Below are 16,516 nucleotides of genomic sequence, written 5' to 3' on the forward strand. Positions count from 1 at the left end.
ACCCCACCCTGCGAAGGAGACATCATGACGACCCCCTTTCCCACCGCGACGATCACCGGCTACCCCCGCATCGGCCGCCGGCGCGAACTCAAGACCGCGCTCGAACGGTTCTGGGCCGGCCGTATCGACGCCGACGAATTCGCCCAGTCCGTGCGCGCCCACCGCGTCCAGACCTACCACCGGCTGGCCGAACTCGGCCTCACCGAGGACTACGCGATCCCCGCAACCTACAGCCACTACGATCACGTCCTCGACACCGCGCTCACCGTCGGCCTCATCCCGTCGGCGACGCTGGGCACAGACTTCGACCTCGGCGAATACTTCGCCCTCGCCCGCGGCACCGCCGACCGCTCGCCCCTGGAGATGACGAAGTGGTTCGACACGAACTACCACTACCTCGTCCCCGAGCTCGAGGATTCGACGCAGTTCAAGGCCCACCCGCAGCACCTCCTTACGCTCGTCTCCGAGGCGCGCGCCGCCGGGCACCGGGTCCGTCCCGTCCTCGTCGGCCCGGTCACGCTCCTCACCCTCGCGAAGACCGCACCGGGCACGACGACGGCGCCGCTGGACCGCCTCGACGAGCTCACGGCCGTCTACCTCGATGTCATCAGCGTCCTCGCCGCGGCCGGCGTCGAATGGGTGCAGATCGACGAACCCGCCCTCGTCGCCGATGCGCACGAGTCAAGCGATGACGAACTCGCCGAGGCGGCCGCCCGGGTCTACGGCACGCTGACCTCGGCACTCACGCACACGAAACTTCTCGTCACCACCCCGTACGGTTCGCTCCAGGCGGGTCTGCCGGCACTCGCGCACTCCGGGATCGCCGCCCTCGGGGTCGACATCTCCGCGGCCACCCGCCGCCTCGATCCCACCTGGCTCGACCGGATCGCCGCCGAGGTGCCCGCGTCGGTCCGCCTCGTCGCCGGAGTCATCGACGGTCGCAACGTCTGGGCCGACGACCTCACCGCGACCCTCGACGTCCTCACCGGGCTGGGTCGGGATGAGGTGAGCGTCTCGACGTCGACGTCCCTGCTCCACGTCCCCCACACGGTCGCCGACGAGCCGAATCTCCCCGTCGACGTCGCCGGGTGGCTCTCCTTCGCCGAGGAGAAGGTCACCGAGGTCGAAGCACTGGCCGCCGCCCTCCGTGACGGCCCGCAGGCCCGCCCGACGGCGTTCGCCCGGGCCGACCGGGCGCTGCGCACGCGCCGCGAATCCGCCCGGGTCCACAACCCGGCCGTGGCCGCGCGCGTGTCCGCGGTGGCCGGCCACGACGGTCGCCGCGGCGCGGCAGCCGACCGGGCCCTCGCCCAGGAGGCCATCGCCGTGCCGGTGCTGCCGACGACGACGATCGGTTCGTTCCCCCAGACCGCCGAGGTGCGACGGGCCCGAGCCGACCATCGTGCGGGGCGGATCGACGCCGAGGCCTACGAAGCGGCAATGCGGGCGGAGATCGACCGTGCCGTCGACCTCCAGGAGCGCCTCGGACTCGATGTCATCGTCCACGGCGAACCCGAGCGCAACGACATGGTCCAGTACTTCGCCGAGCACCTCGACGGGTTCGCGACGACGGAGAACGGCTGGGTCCAGTCCTATGGGTCCCGCTGCACGCGGCCGCCGATCCTCTTCGGCGACGTCTCCCGCCCGGAGCCGATCACCGTCGCCTGGTCGACGTACGCGGCGTCCCGGACGACGAAGCCGGTCAAGGGCATGCTCACCGGCCCGGTGACGATCCTCGCGTGGTCGTTCGCCCGCGAGGACGTCACCCTCCAGGAGTCCGCGGACCAGATCGGGCTGGCGCTGGCCGATGAGGTCGCCGACCTCGAAGCCGCGGGCATCGGCATCATCCAGGTCGACGAGCCGGCGCTGCGTGAACTCCTGCCCCTGCGCCGGGCCGATCGCGCGTCCTACCTCGACTGGTCGGTCCGCTCGTTCCGCCTCGTCGCAGCTCAGGCGGCGCCGGCCACGCAGATCCACACCCATCTGTGCTATTCGGAGTTCGGGGAGATCATCGAGGCGATCGACGCCCTCGACGCCGACGTCACGAGCATCGAAGCCGCCCGCTCGCGCATGGAAGTGCTCGCCGACATCGCCGCGGCGGACTTCGCCCGCGGCATCGGGCCGGGCATCTACGACATCCACTCCCCCAGGGTGCCGAGCGTCGTCGAGCTCACCGAGCTCATCGAGACCGCGCTCGAGTCCGTCGACGCCAGGCGGCTGTGGATCAACCCCGACTGCGGGCTGAAGACCCGCGGGTACGCCGAGGTGGAGCCGGCTTTGGCGAACCTCGTGGCGGCACGGGATGCGGTGCTGACCGGCGTCCGGGCAGGCCAGGCCCCCGGGTGATCCCGGGCTGAGTCGCGCTCACGCTTCGGCGGTGCGGGTCCCCCACAGGGCATGGGCGGCGAGATCGGCCGCGCGCAGCAGCCGCTCGCGGCTCATGCCCTGGTTCGATTGGGCGGAGAGTCCCAGCCACACGGCCTGCACGGCGTCGGTGAGCGCTGTCGGGGACGCGTCGGCCGGCAGATCGCCGTCCTCGACGGCCCGGGTGAATCGGGCGTGGAGCAGCCGCGCGTTCTCCGTCTGCATGGCGCTGATGATCTCTCCCGCGTCGCTCGCGTCCGCCGAGTCCGTGATGATCGCGCTCGTCACCATGCACCCGGGATGGTCCGCGGGATCCTGCGTGAACTCGATGATCGACTCCCGCAGCAGCGTCTCGACGACCTCGCCGATCGCATCCGAAGCAACGGCTCGCCGGTAGATCTCGGCATAGCGGTTCGCGTAGACCTCGACCGCCTCGGCGAAGAGACCGGCCTTGCTCCCGAAGGCGGCGTAGAGACTCGAACTCGAGATGCCGATCGCCGAGGTGAGCGCCCTCGTCGACGTGCCGGAATACCCGTGACGCCAGAACAGCCGCGCCGCCTCGAGCAGCGCCTGGTCCCGTTCGAAGGCCGGAGGCCGTCCACGCATCATCCTTGAATTCTAGAGCAGTCGGTCCATAATTGATTTATGGAGCAGATGATTCAGAAAGCGATTCCTCTTGCCGACGGCCATCTCACCGTCGACGTCTACGGCGATCCCGAGGGCGATCCGGCCGACTCGCTCGTCGTTCTCCCGGGGGTGATGAGCGATGCGCGGGCGTGGCGCCGGTTCGCCGCGGCGCTCACCACCTGGGCGCGCGTCATCGTCGTCAATCGGCGCGGTCGGGCCCCGTCATCGGAGCTGCCGGAGGGTCATTCACTTCTCACCGAGGTGGCCGACCTGGGCGCTGTCCTCGATGCCTTCGCTGCCCGGCAGCTCTTCGCGTGGAGCTTCGGCGGACTCGTCGGCCTGCACGCGGCCAACGACCGCCGCCTCGACCACGTCATCGCCTACGAACCCGTCATGGCGCCCTTCGGAGAACACGCACTGCCAGCGCTCGAGGCAGCCCATGAGGCCGCGGACTGGGACGCGGCCGTCGAGATCATCAACGTCGACGTCTCGGGATTCGACGCCGACCATGTCGCGGGCCTGCGCGCGAACGAACACGCGTGGCGGATGCTCGAGGAGCTCGCACGCCCTCTCTACCCGGAGCTGCGCGCGATCGCCACCGCCTCGGTGCCGGCCGAGTTCGGGGCCCGAGCGCACCGCATCGATGTCCTCATCGGGGAGGACGACCTCGGCGCCGCCCCCTATGGGACGAGCGTCGCCGACGTCCTCAGCCTCACCCCGCGGGCACGCACCCACACCGTGCCCGGCCAGGGGCACATGGCGCATCTCGAGGATCCCAGCGGTCTCGCGGCCCTCGTCGACACCCTGCGGTGAGCTACGCTCCGCGCGGCAGCTCGGTGGGGATGTAGTAGAGGCCCTTCGAGTCCTCTTCGACGCTGACATGAAGGCGATCGTCGACGCGGACGAAGTCGCTGACCTTGATCGTGCCCTTCTCCCCGCTGAGCTCGCGCACCGCGAACGCGGGGATGAGGCCCTGACGGCCGTCGGAGTCCACGGCGAGCGCGTACTTCGGGCCGGTCGCCCGGACCCGAACGTCGACGGCACGGCGTTCCTCGGCGCCGGCGAGCACACCGGCCTCGGGCTCCGGATTCGTCAGCGCCGAGAGCTCGACGGCCAGGGTGCCGGCCATCTCGTCGACGGTTGCGAGCATGTTCGCCATCGCGCGGGCGAACTCGCCGTGGAGTTCGCTCGGCTTCATCGCCGCGCCCGGCTTGTACATGTCCTCGTGCGTGAGCTCGCCCCACGCATCCTGCAGCCGCGTCTTCACCTGGACCTCCGCGTACACCGGTTCCCCGTGGTCGGAGGGGATGCGCAGGGTGACGTGGCACGCGCGGTAGCCGCTGGCCTTCGGGTGATCGACGTAGTTCTTCTCTTCGATGAGTTCGAACGCTCCCAGCTGCGCGGGGTCGCAGAGGGAGGTGAACATCATCTTCTGGTCCCGCGGGGACTTGCAGAGGACCTTGACCCCGACGATGTCCCTGATCTGGTCTTCGACATCGATCGCCGAGGTGACCGTGACGTCCGGTTCGGCAGCGACCTTCTCTGCGAGCTTGGCGAGGGTGCGCGCCGGATCCTTGATCCGGTGACCGTCGACGTCGAGTCGCGAGATGTCCTTGTCCTTGAGCAGGCCCCGCTGCTGCTCCTTGAGCCAGACCTTGATCCGCGTCGCCGTCGCCTCCCACACGTCGAGCCGCTCAGCGTAGGCGGCATCGACGTGTCGTCGGAGGTCGGAATCGGCGTTCACGCGGGGTCGGCTCAGTGACCGGAGACGGGCGCCGAGGCGGTTGCAGCGTGGTCGCGGGCGGCGGCCAGCATGCCCTCGCGGGTGGCGATCTTCACCCGTTCACGGCCCTCGACGGCTCCGGCGGCCCGTTCGGCGGCATCGAGCCGGTGGTAGCCCTGCCAGTCGACGAACTCGACGCCCTTGGCCTGCAGCAGTTCGACGATCGAGTCCTCGGCGGGAGCGACCGGCTCGGCGAGCACGCCGGCGGCGCGGTCGGCGAGGATGTGGGAGATCGTCTCGAGGGCATCGCCCTTCGTGTGCCCGATCAGGCCGACCGGGCCCCGCTTGATCCACCCGGTGCTGTAGACGCCGGCGACGACATCGGACTCGGCCGCCTCGCTCTGATCCACGGCGTCGACGACGCGCCCCTCATGGTTCGGGATCACCCCGCGGCGCGGATCGAACGGCAGCTGCGGCAGTGCGGAGCCGGCATAGCCGACGGCGCGGTAGACCGCCTGGACCGGCCAGTCGACGAACTCGCCCGTGCCCCGGACGTTCCCCGTCCCATCGAGCTCCTGACGCTCCGTGCGCAGAGCCTCGACCTTCCCATCGCCGAGGATCTCCGCGGGTGCGTGAAGGAAGTGCAGATGCAGCCGACGCTTCGCCCCGGTGGGTTCGCGCATCGTGAAATCGGTCAGCGTCTTCGCCACCTGCTTGACCTGATTCGATGACTCGATCGCCGCCATCGACCCCTCATCGAACTCGAAGTCCTCCGGGTAGACGATGACATCGACGTCGGCGACATGGCCCAGCTCACGCAGCTCGAGCGGGGTGAACTTCGCCTGCGCCGGGCCCCTGCGCCCGAAGACATGGACGTCCGTGACCTTCGAGGACTTCAGACCCTCGTACACGTGGTCCGGGATCTCCGTGACATGCATGTCGTCGGCCTGCTTCGCCAGCACGCGAGCGACGTCGAGTGCGACGTTGCCATTGCCGATCACCGCGACCTGCTCGGCCTCGAGCGGCCAGTCCTGGCTCACATCGGGGTGGGCGTCGTACCAGTTGACGAAGTCCGCCGCACCGTAGGAACCGGGGAGGTCGACGCCGGGGAGGTCGAGCGGGGCATCGACGAAGCAACCGGTGGAGAAGATCACGGCGTCGTAGCGATCGGTGAGCTCGTCAAGCGCGATGTCGACTCCGTACTCGACGTTGGAGAACATCCGGATGTCTCCCCTGTCGAGGACCTTGATCAGGGCGTTGATGATGCCCTTGATCCGCGGGTGATCCGGCGCCACCCCGTACCGGACCAGCCCGAACGGCGTCGGCAGACGCTCGAAGAGATCAATGCTGACGTCGAAATCACGCTCAGCCTTCGTCAGCAGATCAGCCGCATAGATTCCGGCAGGACCGGCACCCACAATGGCCACACGGAACGGACGAGTCATTCTCACACCTCTCTAGACATTCGGATACGATTCTATCGCCTATATAGGTTCTCCTAACACTCACGTGACGAACCTCGCACGTGTTCCGCCCTAGACTTTCGTGGCTCATCGCGTTTGAGGGTGTACAAGGGGTCTGAACCCACCGGCTTCGAGCAGGCTCCGGGCGATGTAGTTGGTCAGGTTGCGAAAGCCCAGGGCCGAGCCGCGGAGATGCTCCAGGCGGCCGTTGATGGCCTCCGTCGGCCCGTTGGAAGTGCCGGGCCGGTCGAAGAACGCGAGGACGTCCGCGGCGCGATGCTTGAGGGTGCGGCCGAGCTTGCCTAACTCGATGAGTGGGGGCGGAACCCCGCTGGCGAGGGAGTCGATCACGGCCTGCATCGCCATCTTCCCAATCTTCCTGTCGGGCTCGCGGTAGGCGGCGATCATGCGCTGGTAGATGCCCCAGGTCGCCTCGACCTCGACGTGGTCCTCGACGGCGAACAGCACGTTCAGGCGGTCCCGTTGTCGATCGGTGAGTAGGCCCGCGCCGGTGTGGAGGGTGCGGCGAGCCTTGTAGAGCGGGTCATTCTTCCGTCCTCTTCGTCCGTGGAGGTGCTGTTGGACACGCCTGCGGCAAACGTCGAGGGCGTCGCCGGCAAGGCGGACGACATGGAACGGATCCATCACGGCCGTCGCCTTCGGTAGCTCTTCGGTGGCGGCGGCCTTGAACCCGGTGAACCCGTCCATCGCGACGACCTCGATGCCGTCCCGCCATGCCCTCGGCTGATCCGCGAGCCATCGCTTGAACACCGCCTTCGAGCGCCCCTCGATCATGTCCAGCAGCCTGGATGGGCCCGTCTTGTAGCGCACCGGGGTGAGGTCAATGATGACGGTCACGTACTTGTCACCGCGGCGGGTGTGGCGCCAAACGTGCTCATCGACGCCGATCACGCGGACACCGTCGAACCGGCCCGAGTCATCTATCAATCGCTGGCGCCCCTCCGCGAGGACCGCAGCGTTCGCGGCGCTCCAGGAAACCCCGAGACCAGCGGCGACTCGGGTGACGGTGAGGTGGTCAAGAACGACGCCCTGGAGCGCCCACGTCAAGCCGGTGCGGGAGATCTTGGCACGCGGGCGTGCCGCCGCAGTGGTGTCCTGCCGCCATGTAGACCGACAGTGATCGCAACGGTACCGACGCACTCGCACCATCAAAACAGTGGGCCGATGCCCGAACGGTTCATGCGCGAGACGCCGAATGACTGTGTCTCGCGCCTTTCCTTCCGCACCACACTTTCGGCACCACGGATCTGCCTCCGCGACACGGCATTCGATCGTCGCCCGATTCAGCTCAAGCCGCTGGCCCACGGCTACGAGCCCCAGCTCATCTAGACGACAGAAAGTGGTCAGATCCGGCTTCCCGAACGTAGTGCAGGGCATGTGAAGGGCTCTCGGGGCGATGAACTTGAAGAACCAACGTTTCCCGTAGGACTTCGGTATCTCTCTGGTAGACAGACGAGTCCAGCCCGCCGGGATTTCAATCGAGCAGATCCTGAAAAGCGCTACGGCAAGACGGCGATGGCTTCGATCTCGATGAGAAGGTCTGGTTCTCCGAGTGCAGCCACACCCAGCAGTGTGATGGGGCGGACGAGATCGAGCCCCAAGCGCTCCGCTGCTCGGACAGCGCCTTCCCCGAGCTTGGCCATCTTGCTGGGTTCGTAGTCAACGATGTAGATCGTCAACTTGGCGATATCGTCGAACTGGCCCCCGGCAGCGGTGACAGCAGCATTCAGGTTGACGTAGACCTGCTCGGCCTGCGCGGATAGGTCACCATCGCCGATCAGCTGACCATGAGCATCGTGCGCCACCTGGCCGGAGATGAAGACGAGCCTGGATCCTTCAGCAATGGAGAGCTGCGCGTAGACCTCGGGCTGCGACAGCGTGTCTGGGTTGAGCAGTTGGACCGGCATCGAGACTCCTCTTTTGGTAACACTGCTATTTAATAGCAGCGCTATAGACTGGTCAAGTGGCTCGCCCCTCCCGACCTGAGATCCGTGATCTGCTCATCGAACGCGCCGCGGGGATGCTGACGCGCCGTGAGGAGATCACTTTGCGCAAGCTCGTCAAGGGGACGGGCCTCTCGACGATGTCTGTCTACACCTACTTCAATGGCATGCCAGGCCTGCTGGGTGCTGTCAGACAAGAGGGCTTCAGCCGGCTGTCAGCAAGCCTTGCCCGGTTAGCAGATACCTCAGATCCGGTTGCCGACCTCGCGGCGGCCGGTGCGGCGTATGCGGTGGCGGCCGAAAACAGTCCCGAACTCTATGCGTTGATGTTCGATGGTTCGTTGCCACTACCCGACGATCGGGCAGCTGACGCCACGCTGATGCATGTAGTCGATGTGGTGCGCCGATGCGTCGAGGCGCGGAGGTTCACGGCGGAGACGGACGCGCTGACCCTAGCTCGAGAGTTATGGATGTTCGGCCATGGAGCCTGCATGTTGTTCGTGGCGCGAGTGATGAGCTTCGACGAGGTCGAACCGGTTGTGCGTTCAGGCCTGGTGCGCCTGTATTCCGCGGCAGGTGATGACCCAAAGCTCGCGGCTCACTCTGTGACTCAAGGGTGGGAAGCTGTCGTCGACGCGAAGTGACACGGCAAGGAACGTCTCGGTCTTCTCCCTCGCACAGCACTGACACCCCCTTGGAAGCTCGACGCTACGAGGGATGTTCCGGGCAACAGCTACACTCTCGTTCGCGAAGAGCCACTTTCGTTGTGAACACTCCTGCCGCTCCTGACGACAGCGCCTTCCGGCGCCTCGGACTCATCTACGGCTCGTCGGCGTACCTGCTCTGGGGTCTGCTCCCGCTGCTCTTCGCCGCCGCGGCTCCGACGAGCGCGCTCGAACTCGTCGCCAACCGGGTGATCTGGGCGCTCATCATCTGCGCGATCCTCCTCGTCTTCGCCCGCGGCTTCGCCCGGACGTGGGCGATCATGCGCTCGGGCAGGACGTTCTGGCTGCTCGCGCTGGCCGCGGTGCTCATCGCGATCAACTGGACGACGTTCATCTACGGCATCGACACCGGTCACCTCGTCGAGATCTCCCTGGGCTACTACCTCAATCCGCTCATCTCGATCGGCCTCGGCGTCGTCTTCCTCGGGGAACGGCTGCGGCACCTGCAGTGGGCGGCCGTCGGTTTCGGGCTCGTCGCCGTCATCATCGTCGGCCTCGGGCTCGGCCGCGTGCCCTACCTGGCGTTCTCCGTGGCCCTGTCGTTCGGGTTCTACGGGCTCGTGAAGAACAAGGTGGGAGGCAGGATCGGCGCGCTCGAGGGGATGACGGTCGAGACGGCGATCCTCGCCATTCCCAGCCTCGCCTACCTCGGCTTCCTCGCCGCGGCCGGCACGCAGACGTTCACCGGCTTCGGCGCCCTCCACGTCGTCATCGTCCTCGCGACGGGACCGGCGACGGCGATTCCGCTCATCCTCTTCGGTGCCGCCGCCAGACGGATCCCCCTGTCGTGGATCGGCATGCTCCAGTACATCGCACCGACGCTGCAGTTCATCATCGGCATCACCATCCTCGGCGAGTCGATGTCGGTGACCCGGTGGATCGGCTTCCTCATCATCTGGATCGCCGTCATCCTCCTGTGCACGGACATGATCCGGCAGAGCCGCCGGCCCCCGACGACGGGGTGATCAGCGCGAGCGGGAGACCACGGAGTCGGCGAACTCGAAGAGGGAGTCCTTGACGATGCCCTCCGGCAGCGGGGCCAGCGCCTCCTTGGCCGCCTGCGACCAGCGCACCGCCTCGGCGCGGGCCTCATCCGTCACCGGATGGGCGGCGAGCGCGGCACGGGCGGTCTCGAGCGCCTCATCCGAGCTGAGATCGGCGTCGAGGAGACCGACGATGCGCACCGCCTCGGCGTCGCCCTTCTCCGCTGCGGCACGCACGTAGAGCACGGGCAGGGTGGGGACACGTTCGCGCAGGTCGGTGCCCGGCGTCTTCCCCGACTGGGAACCGGTCGTCGTGAGGTCGATGATGTCATCGGCGAGCTGGAAGGCGATGCCGACCTTCTCCCCGAAGATCCGCACCGGTTCGACCAGCGCCGGATCGGCACCGGAGAACATCACGCCGAACTGCGCCGAGGCGGCGATGAGCGACCCCGTCTTGTCCGCGAGGACGTCGATGTAGTGCGCGATCGGATCCTCGTCCTCGGTGGGACCGGCGAACTCGGCGAGCTGCCCGAGGACAAGGCGCTCGAAGGTCTCCGACTCGATCTTCACGGCCTCCGGTCCGAGACCCGCCGTGACGAGCGAGGCCTTCGAGAAGAGGAGGTCGCCGGTGAGGATCGCCACGGAATTGCCCCACACCTCGTGGGCGGCCGGCGCACCCCGGCGCACGGGAGCGTCGTCCATGACATCGTCGTGGTAGAGGGAGGCGAGGTGGATGAGCTCGACGGCCACGGCGGCCTCGATGACCTCGTCGCACTGCGGCTGCCCGAGGCGGGCGGTGAGGAGGACGAGGTTCGGGCGGGCACGTTTGCCGCCGGCGGCGAGCAGATGCTTCGACGCGGTGTCGGGAAGCTTCCGCGTCTGGTCGGTGACCGCGTAGAGACGCCGCTCGACGATGTCGAGCTGTGCGGCGATGTCGGCCGCGAGCTGGGCATCGGCACCGATGAAAGTCACCGGAGAGGCTAGGTGGCTCATGTCCTCGTCATTCGTCATAGTTATCGCAGGGTACCTTGCAGGGCTCACGCGTTGCTCGTGGCCGGGACGATCCGGGTGAGAGTGGCAATCACCCGGTCGATGAGATCGGCCTCGGTCATCGTGGGGTCGCGGTAGAGGTTCGCCAGCAGTCTGACGACGAACTCCATCACAACGTCAACACCCATACCGTACTTGATTCCGAAGTGCATCAGTGCCGGATGGCCGATGATCGCAGCGAATACCCTGCCCAACGTGAAGTAACCGCCCAGGGAATCCCCGATGAGCGCCGGGTACTCGGTGAGCTTGCTGCGCATGATCCGCTCCGGGTAGCGGGCATAGGTCGAGATCACCTCGGCGGCGGTGCGGGCGGATTCGAGGGCGTAGTCGATGCCCTCCCCGTTGAACGGATTGACCATCCCCCCGGCGTCGCCGATGAGGAGGAGACCCTTATGGAAGTGCGGGGTGCGGTTGAACGCCATCGGCAGGGCCGCGGACTTGATCGGCCCGAGCGCCGTCGTCTCGTCGATCCCCCATTCGCCGCCCATGTCGGCGATCCACCGCCCGATCACCGCCCGCAGGTCGACGGAGCCGAACCGCGGTGAGGTGTCGAGGAGACCGGCGCCGATGTTGATCGTGCCGTCGCCCATCGGGAAGAGCCACCCATAGCCGGGCAGCACCTCGGACTGGCCCTCGGCGTTCGTCGACCGCATCTCGACCCAGCTCTCGATGAAGTCATCGGCGTGCCGGGGCGAGGAATGATAGGCGCGCACCGCCACTCCCATCGGCCGGTCGTCGCGCTTCTCCAGGCCCATCGCCACGGCCAGGCGGGAGGAGACGCCGTCGGCGGCGACGACGATCGGCGCCCGGAAATGGGCGTCGGGTCCGACCCGCCGACCGCGATGATCGGTTCCGGCGGCATGGACCCCGCGGATCCATCCGTCCTCGCCGATGTCCGGGCTCAGGGCCTTGACCTGCTCGAACAGGCGGGCCCCCGAGCGCTGGGCATGCCGGGCGAAGGCCTCGTCCATGCTCATCCGCGGGCGGGTCAGCCCGTAGTTAGGAGTCCCGTCGATATCGGGCCAGGCGATCTCGAGCCGGTGACCTCCGCCGATGAGGCGCAGCCCCCGGTTGCGGTGCCAGCCCTCGTCCTCCGGAGTCTCGAGGCCGAGGAAGCCGACCTCCTTGACCGCCCGCGGGGTGAGCGCGTCACCGCAGATCTTGTCCCGCGGGAACCCCGACTTCTCGAGGATGACGACATCGTGCCCGGCCTGGGCGAGATACGTGCCGAGGGCCGACCCCGCAGGTCCCGCCCCGACGACGATGACGTCGGCGTCGAACTCGTTCACGGCTTGAGCGCGTGGTGGACGGCGACGATGCCGCCGGAGAGGTTGCGGTACTTCACCTGGTCGAATCCGGCTCGTAAGATCTGAATGGCGAACTCGTCCTGGTCGGGCCACGCGCGGATCGACTCGGCGAGGTAGACGTACGCCTCAGGGTTCGACGACACCGCGGTGGCCACGGGCGGCAGCGCCCGCATGAGGTACTCCTTGTAGACGCGGGCGAACGGCGAGAACGTCGGAGTGGAGAATTCGCAGACGATGAGCCGGCCGCCTGGCCGGAGCACGCGCAGCATCTCGGCCAGCGCCCGATCGACGTCATGGACGTTGCGGATGCCGAAGGAGATCGTCACGACGTCGAAGCTCTCGTCCTCGAACGGCAGATCGAGGGCATCGGCATAGACGAAGTCGATCTTCGGGTGCCGGCGGCGGCCCTCGGCGAGCATGCCCTCGGAGATGTCACCGGCGACCACCTCGGCGCCGTGATGGGTGAATGACATCGACGAGGTGCCGGTGCCGGCGGCGAGATCGAGGACCCGCTCCCCCGGCCCTGCGGCCACGGCGTAGGAGACGCTGCGCCGCCACGCACGTGCCTGCCCGAGCGAGAGGACGTCGTTGGTGATGTCGTAACGGGAGGCGACGTCGTCGAACATCGAGGCGACGTCAGCGGGCTGCTTGTCCAGCTGGGCACGGTTCATGGCCTCATTCTCTCAACACGAGGTGCCCGCGGGCGAATCAGTCGCTGTGCACCTGCACACACCCGGCGCCGAGCCGCGCACCCGGGCCCGACCCTGTGCCGCGATCGGCGAGCGGGCTCGGATACAGTGGCCATGCCATGACTACGACGCTCTCCGCCTCCGACATCGCCACCGCGACCCCGCGTCTGCAGGTCCGCTCCCGCTTCGTCGACGACGTCGACCCCGGCCCCGGCTTCCCCTTCGGATCCGACCTGCCCACGACCGTCGAGCAGACGCTGGCACTGCTGCCCACCTCGGCGTTCTCCTGCTGGGTCAGGGACACCTCCGGACTCATCGGCTTCGGTCGAACCCTGCGCATCCGGGCGCGCGGGCGCGACCGGTTCCGGCAGCTCTCGGACGCGTGGAAGACGATCACCGCGGCCGCGGTGATCGAGGACGAGGTCGACCTCCTCGGGTCGGGGCTGATGTGCTTCGCGACGGTGACGTACTCGCAGGACTCCGCCGTCGACTCCCTCATCCACATCCCCGAATTCGTCATCGGGCGCCGAGGCGGTCGCGTGTGGATGACGACGATCGCGACCGAGGACGCGACCCCGACACCCCCGGTCCTGCGCGAACAGCCGCTGCGACCGGTCACCTCGGCGCAGGCCTCCCCCGGCCACCTCGACGAGGACACGTGGGCACGTCTCGTCGCCACCGTCTCGGCCATGCTCACCCCCGTCGACGGGGCCGCCGAAGTCGATGCCGACTCCGATGACCCGACCCTGCGCAAGGTCGTCCTCGCCCGCGACGAGGTCGTCACCACCGACGAGGAGATCGATGTGCGCTCCGTGCTCGGTGCGCTCAACCGCAGCTACCCGAGCTGCTGGACGTTCGACGTCGCCGGACTCATCGGCGCGACCCCGGAGCTGCTCATCGGCGTCGACCACGGCCGCGTGACCTCCCGGGTGCTCGCCGGCACGTACCGGGTCGAGAACGACCCGACGACGGAGATGGCCGCGGCCCGCCAGGTGCTCAGCGCGCACAAGGACAGCACCGAGCACGCCTTCGCGATCGCCTCCCTGCAGCGCAGCCTGGGATCCGTCGCCGACGAGGTCTCCGTCGACGAGCGTCCCCACCTGCTGCCCCTGGCCAACGTCATCCACTCCGCCTCCGATGCCACCGGGCAGCTGCCGGCGGACTCCGGGCTCAACGCCCTCGACGTCGCCGCCGCCGTCCACCCGACCGCCGCCGTCGGCGGATACCCGCAGGCCAGCGCCGTCGCGCGCGTCGACGAACTCGAACCGCTCGACCGCGGCCGCTACTCCGGTCCGGTGGGCTGGATGGACGATCGCGGCAACGGGCAGTTCGGCATCGCGCTGCGCTGCGGACAGCTCGAGGACCGCAACCGGATCCGTCTCTTCGCCGGGGCCGGGATCATGCCCGATTCCGATCCCGCCACCGAGGTGGCCGAGACGGAGGCGAAGTTCGCCCCGATGCGGAGGGCGCTCGGGTTGGAGTAGGGGGTCGGTTCTGATCTCGTGTCGGTTCTGATGTCGTGTCAGGACCGGTCAGTAGCGTTGTCGTATGGACGCGAAGGATGACACAGCTGTTCCGGGGGACGGTGAATCCGACCTCTCCTTCGCCGCGCCGAAGTTCGCCGGTGTCGTCCGTGATTTCACTTCGATGCTCCTCGATCTGGCCTCCTCGGCCAATGCCTGCGAGGCTCAGGACCGCATCCGTCTTCTCGAGCGTCTCACCGCGACGATCGCCGCCGTCCAAGCCAGCGAGGCCGTCGCGCTGCACGCCCATCGGGGAGCCGAGGACACCGTGAATGAGGTGCCGGCCAGCAAACGCGGCACGTATGCCGGGCACGAAGTCGCCTATGCGAATAACACGGCACCGGCCTCCGGACGGAGATTCCTCTCGACCGCCCATGCTCTCGTCGACGATCTCCCGCACACCTTCGCCGCCCTGGCCCGCGGGGACATTCCGCAGAGTCGTGCCCGTACCGTCGCCGAGCGCACCGCCGGACTCACCCACGAGCAGCGGGTCCGCATCGATGACGAGCTCAAGGACCGCCTCACCCACACCGGAAACAGACGCCTGAGCCGTGAGGTGCGGGCACTCGCGTATGAGGCCCGCGTCGACGACGATCCCGCCTACGAATGGGAGAGCTCCAACGTCGCCGTGGCGGACCGGCACGTGTCCTTCGCCGACCTCGAGGACGGCATGGCCCGCGTCAGTGCCGTGCTGCCCATGATCGAAGGCATCGCCGTCGTCGACCACCTCCGCCAGTCCGCCCTGAGTCGAATCGCAGATGGCGAGGCCGAGGGGCGCGATGAGAAGCAGCTCATGGCCGACCTGTTCGTCGAACGGCTGACCGGGCAGGGCGCAGCCGGCGACGTGCCGGTCGAGGTCGCCGTGGTCATGGAGGCCGAAAGCCTCTTCTCCGACGGGCGGGTGCCCGCCTGGCTGCCGGGCTATGGTCCCCTGCCGGCGAAGACGGCGCGGGAGTTCCTCGCGGCGTCCGACGCGCAGACTTTCCTCCGGCGAGTCTTCACATCCCCCACGACCGGGCAGCTGGTCGGCATGGACTCGAAGTCGCGGAAGTTCACCGGTCAGCTGCGGAAGATGGTGATCTTCCGCGACGACGTGTGCCGGTCCCCGGGATGCGACGCTCCGATCAAGCACGTCGACCATGCGCAGTCGGTGGCCGACGGCGGCCCCACGGAGTGGGAGAACGCATCCGGACTGTGTGCGGCCTGCAATTACGCGAAGGAGAAGGCCGGCTGGAAGCACGAGGCCACTCCGGGCACGCTCACCGTCACCACCCCGACCGGGGAGCGCTATCGGGCGGACACTCCGCCTCTCGTGACGAAGTTGCGCGCCCACGGCCGGAGCACGCCGAGCAACCGAGACGGCCCACCGAAGCGGCCGGGAGGTGAGGTCCCGACCGTCGAAGTTGTTCCCATCAGGCCGGACAGTGTCGACGCCAAGGCACCGAGCACCGTCGAGTCGCCGAGCACCGTCGAGTCGGTCAGCACCGTCGAGTCGCCGAGCACCGTCGAGTCGGTCTATCGCGAGTTGATCTTGCGGGACACGGGGTGAGGAGTGCGCGTCAGGCGTCGTGATCGGTCGGCGGTGAGGTGAGATCGACTTCGATGATCCTCCGGCCGGCACCATGTCCGCCCGCAGACGGCGAGCCGGCCTGGGTGTCGGCGAAGACGGCGGAGAAGTCCTCGAGCGTGGACACCTGCGCATGCTCCCACCCGTACGCTGCGGCGAGGTCGGCGAAGCGTCTGCCATGGGGCACGGTGAAATAGCGTTCGAGGTGGTCGATGACGTGGTCCTGCGAGTGCTCGAGTCCTGAGAAGATCGCACCGCCGTCGTCGTTGAGCACGACGATGACGACGTCGCCGGTCTGCTCATGCGCCGGGGTGAGCAGACCGCCGACGTCGTGGAGCAGCGCGATATCGCCGATGAGGAGGACGACCTGCTCATCGAGTCCGAGGGAGAGCCCGGTGGCCGTGGACACGAGCCCGTCGATGCCCGCCAAGCCCCGCGATGCGTGGATGCGGGCGCGGAAATCGGTGGCACCGCTGAGGTAGCGCACCGAGTTCGAACTCGCGACGAAAAGGGTGATGTCCTGTACGGCGA

Annotated in this window: 15 protein-coding genes; 6 read left to right on the forward strand and 9 right to left on the reverse strand. The window is 67.9% G+C overall.

Features of this window, described 5'->3' with window-relative positions; all coding sequences use genetic code 11:
• Nucleotides 1-24: 24 nt before the first annotated feature.
• A complete protein-coding gene (gene metE, locus FFS20_RS16165; RefSeq protein WP_137826835.1) occupies nucleotides 25-2,346 on the forward strand; it encodes a 5-methyltetrahydropteroyltriglutamate--homocysteine S-methyltransferase in 2,322 nt (773 codons plus the stop codon).
• A gap of 18 nt (nucleotides 2,347-2,364) precedes the next feature.
• Here metE and FFS20_RS16170 read toward each other — a convergent pair whose 3' ends face one another.
• Nucleotides 2,365-2,973: a TetR/AcrR family transcriptional regulator gene (locus tag FFS20_RS16170; RefSeq protein WP_137826836.1), complete on the reverse strand. Its 609-nt coding sequence runs from the start codon at nucleotides 2,971-2,973 to the stop codon at nucleotides 2,365-2,367.
• Nucleotides 2,974-3,009: 36 nt separating this feature from the next.
• On the opposite strand from FFS20_RS16170, the gene FFS20_RS16175 reads away from it, so the two are divergent.
• Entirely contained in the window at nucleotides 3,010-3,804 is a 795-nt protein-coding gene (locus tag FFS20_RS16175; protein ID WP_137826837.1) for an alpha/beta hydrolase, read from the forward strand.
• 1 nt (nucleotide 3,805) lies between these two features.
• Here FFS20_RS16175 and FFS20_RS16180 read toward each other — a convergent pair whose 3' ends face one another.
• The 4 genes from FFS20_RS16180 to FFS20_RS16195 form a co-directional block, all read right to left on the reverse strand.
• The gene (locus FFS20_RS16180) at nucleotides 3,806-4,735 is read right to left on the reverse strand and encodes a RelA/SpoT domain-containing protein (RefSeq protein ID WP_137826838.1); all 930 of its coding nucleotides are present in this window, start codon (nucleotides 4,733-4,735) and stop codon (nucleotides 3,806-3,808) included.
• Between the two features lie 11 nt (nucleotides 4,736-4,746).
• A complete protein-coding gene (locus FFS20_RS16185; protein WP_137826839.1) occupies nucleotides 4,747-6,159 on the reverse strand; it encodes an FAD-dependent oxidoreductase in 1,413 nt (470 codons plus the stop codon).
• 105 nt (nucleotides 6,160-6,264) lie between these two features.
• On the reverse strand, nucleotides 6,265-7,575 hold the full coding sequence (locus FFS20_RS16190) for an ISL3 family transposase (RefSeq protein WP_137826840.1): 1,311 nt from the start codon (nucleotides 7,573-7,575) through the stop codon (nucleotides 6,265-6,267).
• Nucleotides 7,576-7,697: 122 nt separating this feature from the next.
• The gene (locus FFS20_RS16195) at nucleotides 7,698-8,105 is read right to left on the reverse strand and encodes a RidA family protein (RefSeq protein ID WP_137826841.1); all 408 of its coding nucleotides are present in this window, start codon (nucleotides 8,103-8,105) and stop codon (nucleotides 7,698-7,700) included.
• A gap of 56 nt (nucleotides 8,106-8,161) precedes the next feature.
• Here FFS20_RS16195 and FFS20_RS16200 point away from each other — a divergent pair, with 56 nt between their 5' ends.
• Both FFS20_RS16200 and rarD read left to right on the forward strand, forming a co-directional pair.
• Entirely contained in the window at nucleotides 8,162-8,785 is a 624-nt protein-coding gene (locus FFS20_RS16200) for a TetR/AcrR family transcriptional regulator (RefSeq protein ID WP_179558224.1), read from the forward strand.
• Between the two features lie 122 nt (nucleotides 8,786-8,907).
• Nucleotides 8,908-9,831 carry an EamA family transporter RarD gene (gene rarD, locus FFS20_RS16205; RefSeq protein WP_137826842.1) on the forward strand — a complete coding sequence of 308 codons (924 nt, stop codon included), beginning with the start codon at nucleotides 8,908-8,910 and terminating at the stop codon, nucleotides 9,829-9,831.
• On the opposite strand, the gene FFS20_RS16210 is transcribed toward rarD, so the two are convergent.
• From FFS20_RS16210 to FFS20_RS16220, 3 genes are read right to left on the reverse strand one after another with little or no spacing between them, the layout of a single operon-like run.
• A complete protein-coding gene (locus FFS20_RS16210; RefSeq protein ID WP_137826843.1) occupies nucleotides 9,832-10,842 on the reverse strand; it encodes a polyprenyl synthetase family protein in 1,011 nt (336 codons plus the stop codon).
• A gap of 44 nt (nucleotides 10,843-10,886) precedes the next feature.
• Nucleotides 10,887-12,188, reverse strand: a complete 1,302-nt coding sequence (locus tag FFS20_RS16215) for a geranylgeranyl reductase family protein (RefSeq protein ID WP_137826844.1) — start codon at nucleotides 12,186-12,188, stop codon at nucleotides 10,887-10,889.
• Nucleotides 12,185-12,877: a demethylmenaquinone methyltransferase gene (locus FFS20_RS16220; RefSeq protein ID WP_137826845.1), complete on the reverse strand. Its 693-nt coding sequence runs from the start codon at nucleotides 12,875-12,877 to the stop codon at nucleotides 12,185-12,187. Before FFS20_RS16220 ends, FFS20_RS16215 begins: the two co-directional genes overlap by 4 nt.
• Before the next feature lie 137 nt (nucleotides 12,878-13,014).
• Between FFS20_RS16220 and FFS20_RS16225 the strand changes: the two genes are divergently transcribed.
• Complete coding sequence (locus FFS20_RS16225; RefSeq protein WP_137826846.1) at nucleotides 13,015-14,379, forward strand: isochorismate synthase; 1,365 nt, start codon at nucleotides 13,015-13,017, stop codon at nucleotides 14,377-14,379.
• 64 nt (nucleotides 14,380-14,443) lie between these two features.
• On the forward strand, nucleotides 14,444-15,967 hold the full coding sequence (locus FFS20_RS16230) for an HNH endonuclease signature motif containing protein (RefSeq protein WP_137826847.1): 1,524 nt from the start codon (nucleotides 14,444-14,446) through the stop codon (nucleotides 15,965-15,967).
• Between the two features lie 10 nt (nucleotides 15,968-15,977).
• Here FFS20_RS16230 and FFS20_RS16235 read toward each other — a convergent pair.
• Nucleotides 15,978-16,516 (reverse strand): thiamine pyrophosphate-binding protein (locus FFS20_RS16235; RefSeq protein ID WP_249356910.1); only part of this gene is annotated, 539 nt, incomplete at its 5' end.

Origin of the sequence: Brevibacterium sp. 2SA, assembly GCF_005502845.1 — a bacterium.
Taxonomy (GTDB): domain Bacteria; phylum Actinomycetota; class Actinomycetes; order Actinomycetales; family Brevibacteriaceae; genus Brevibacterium.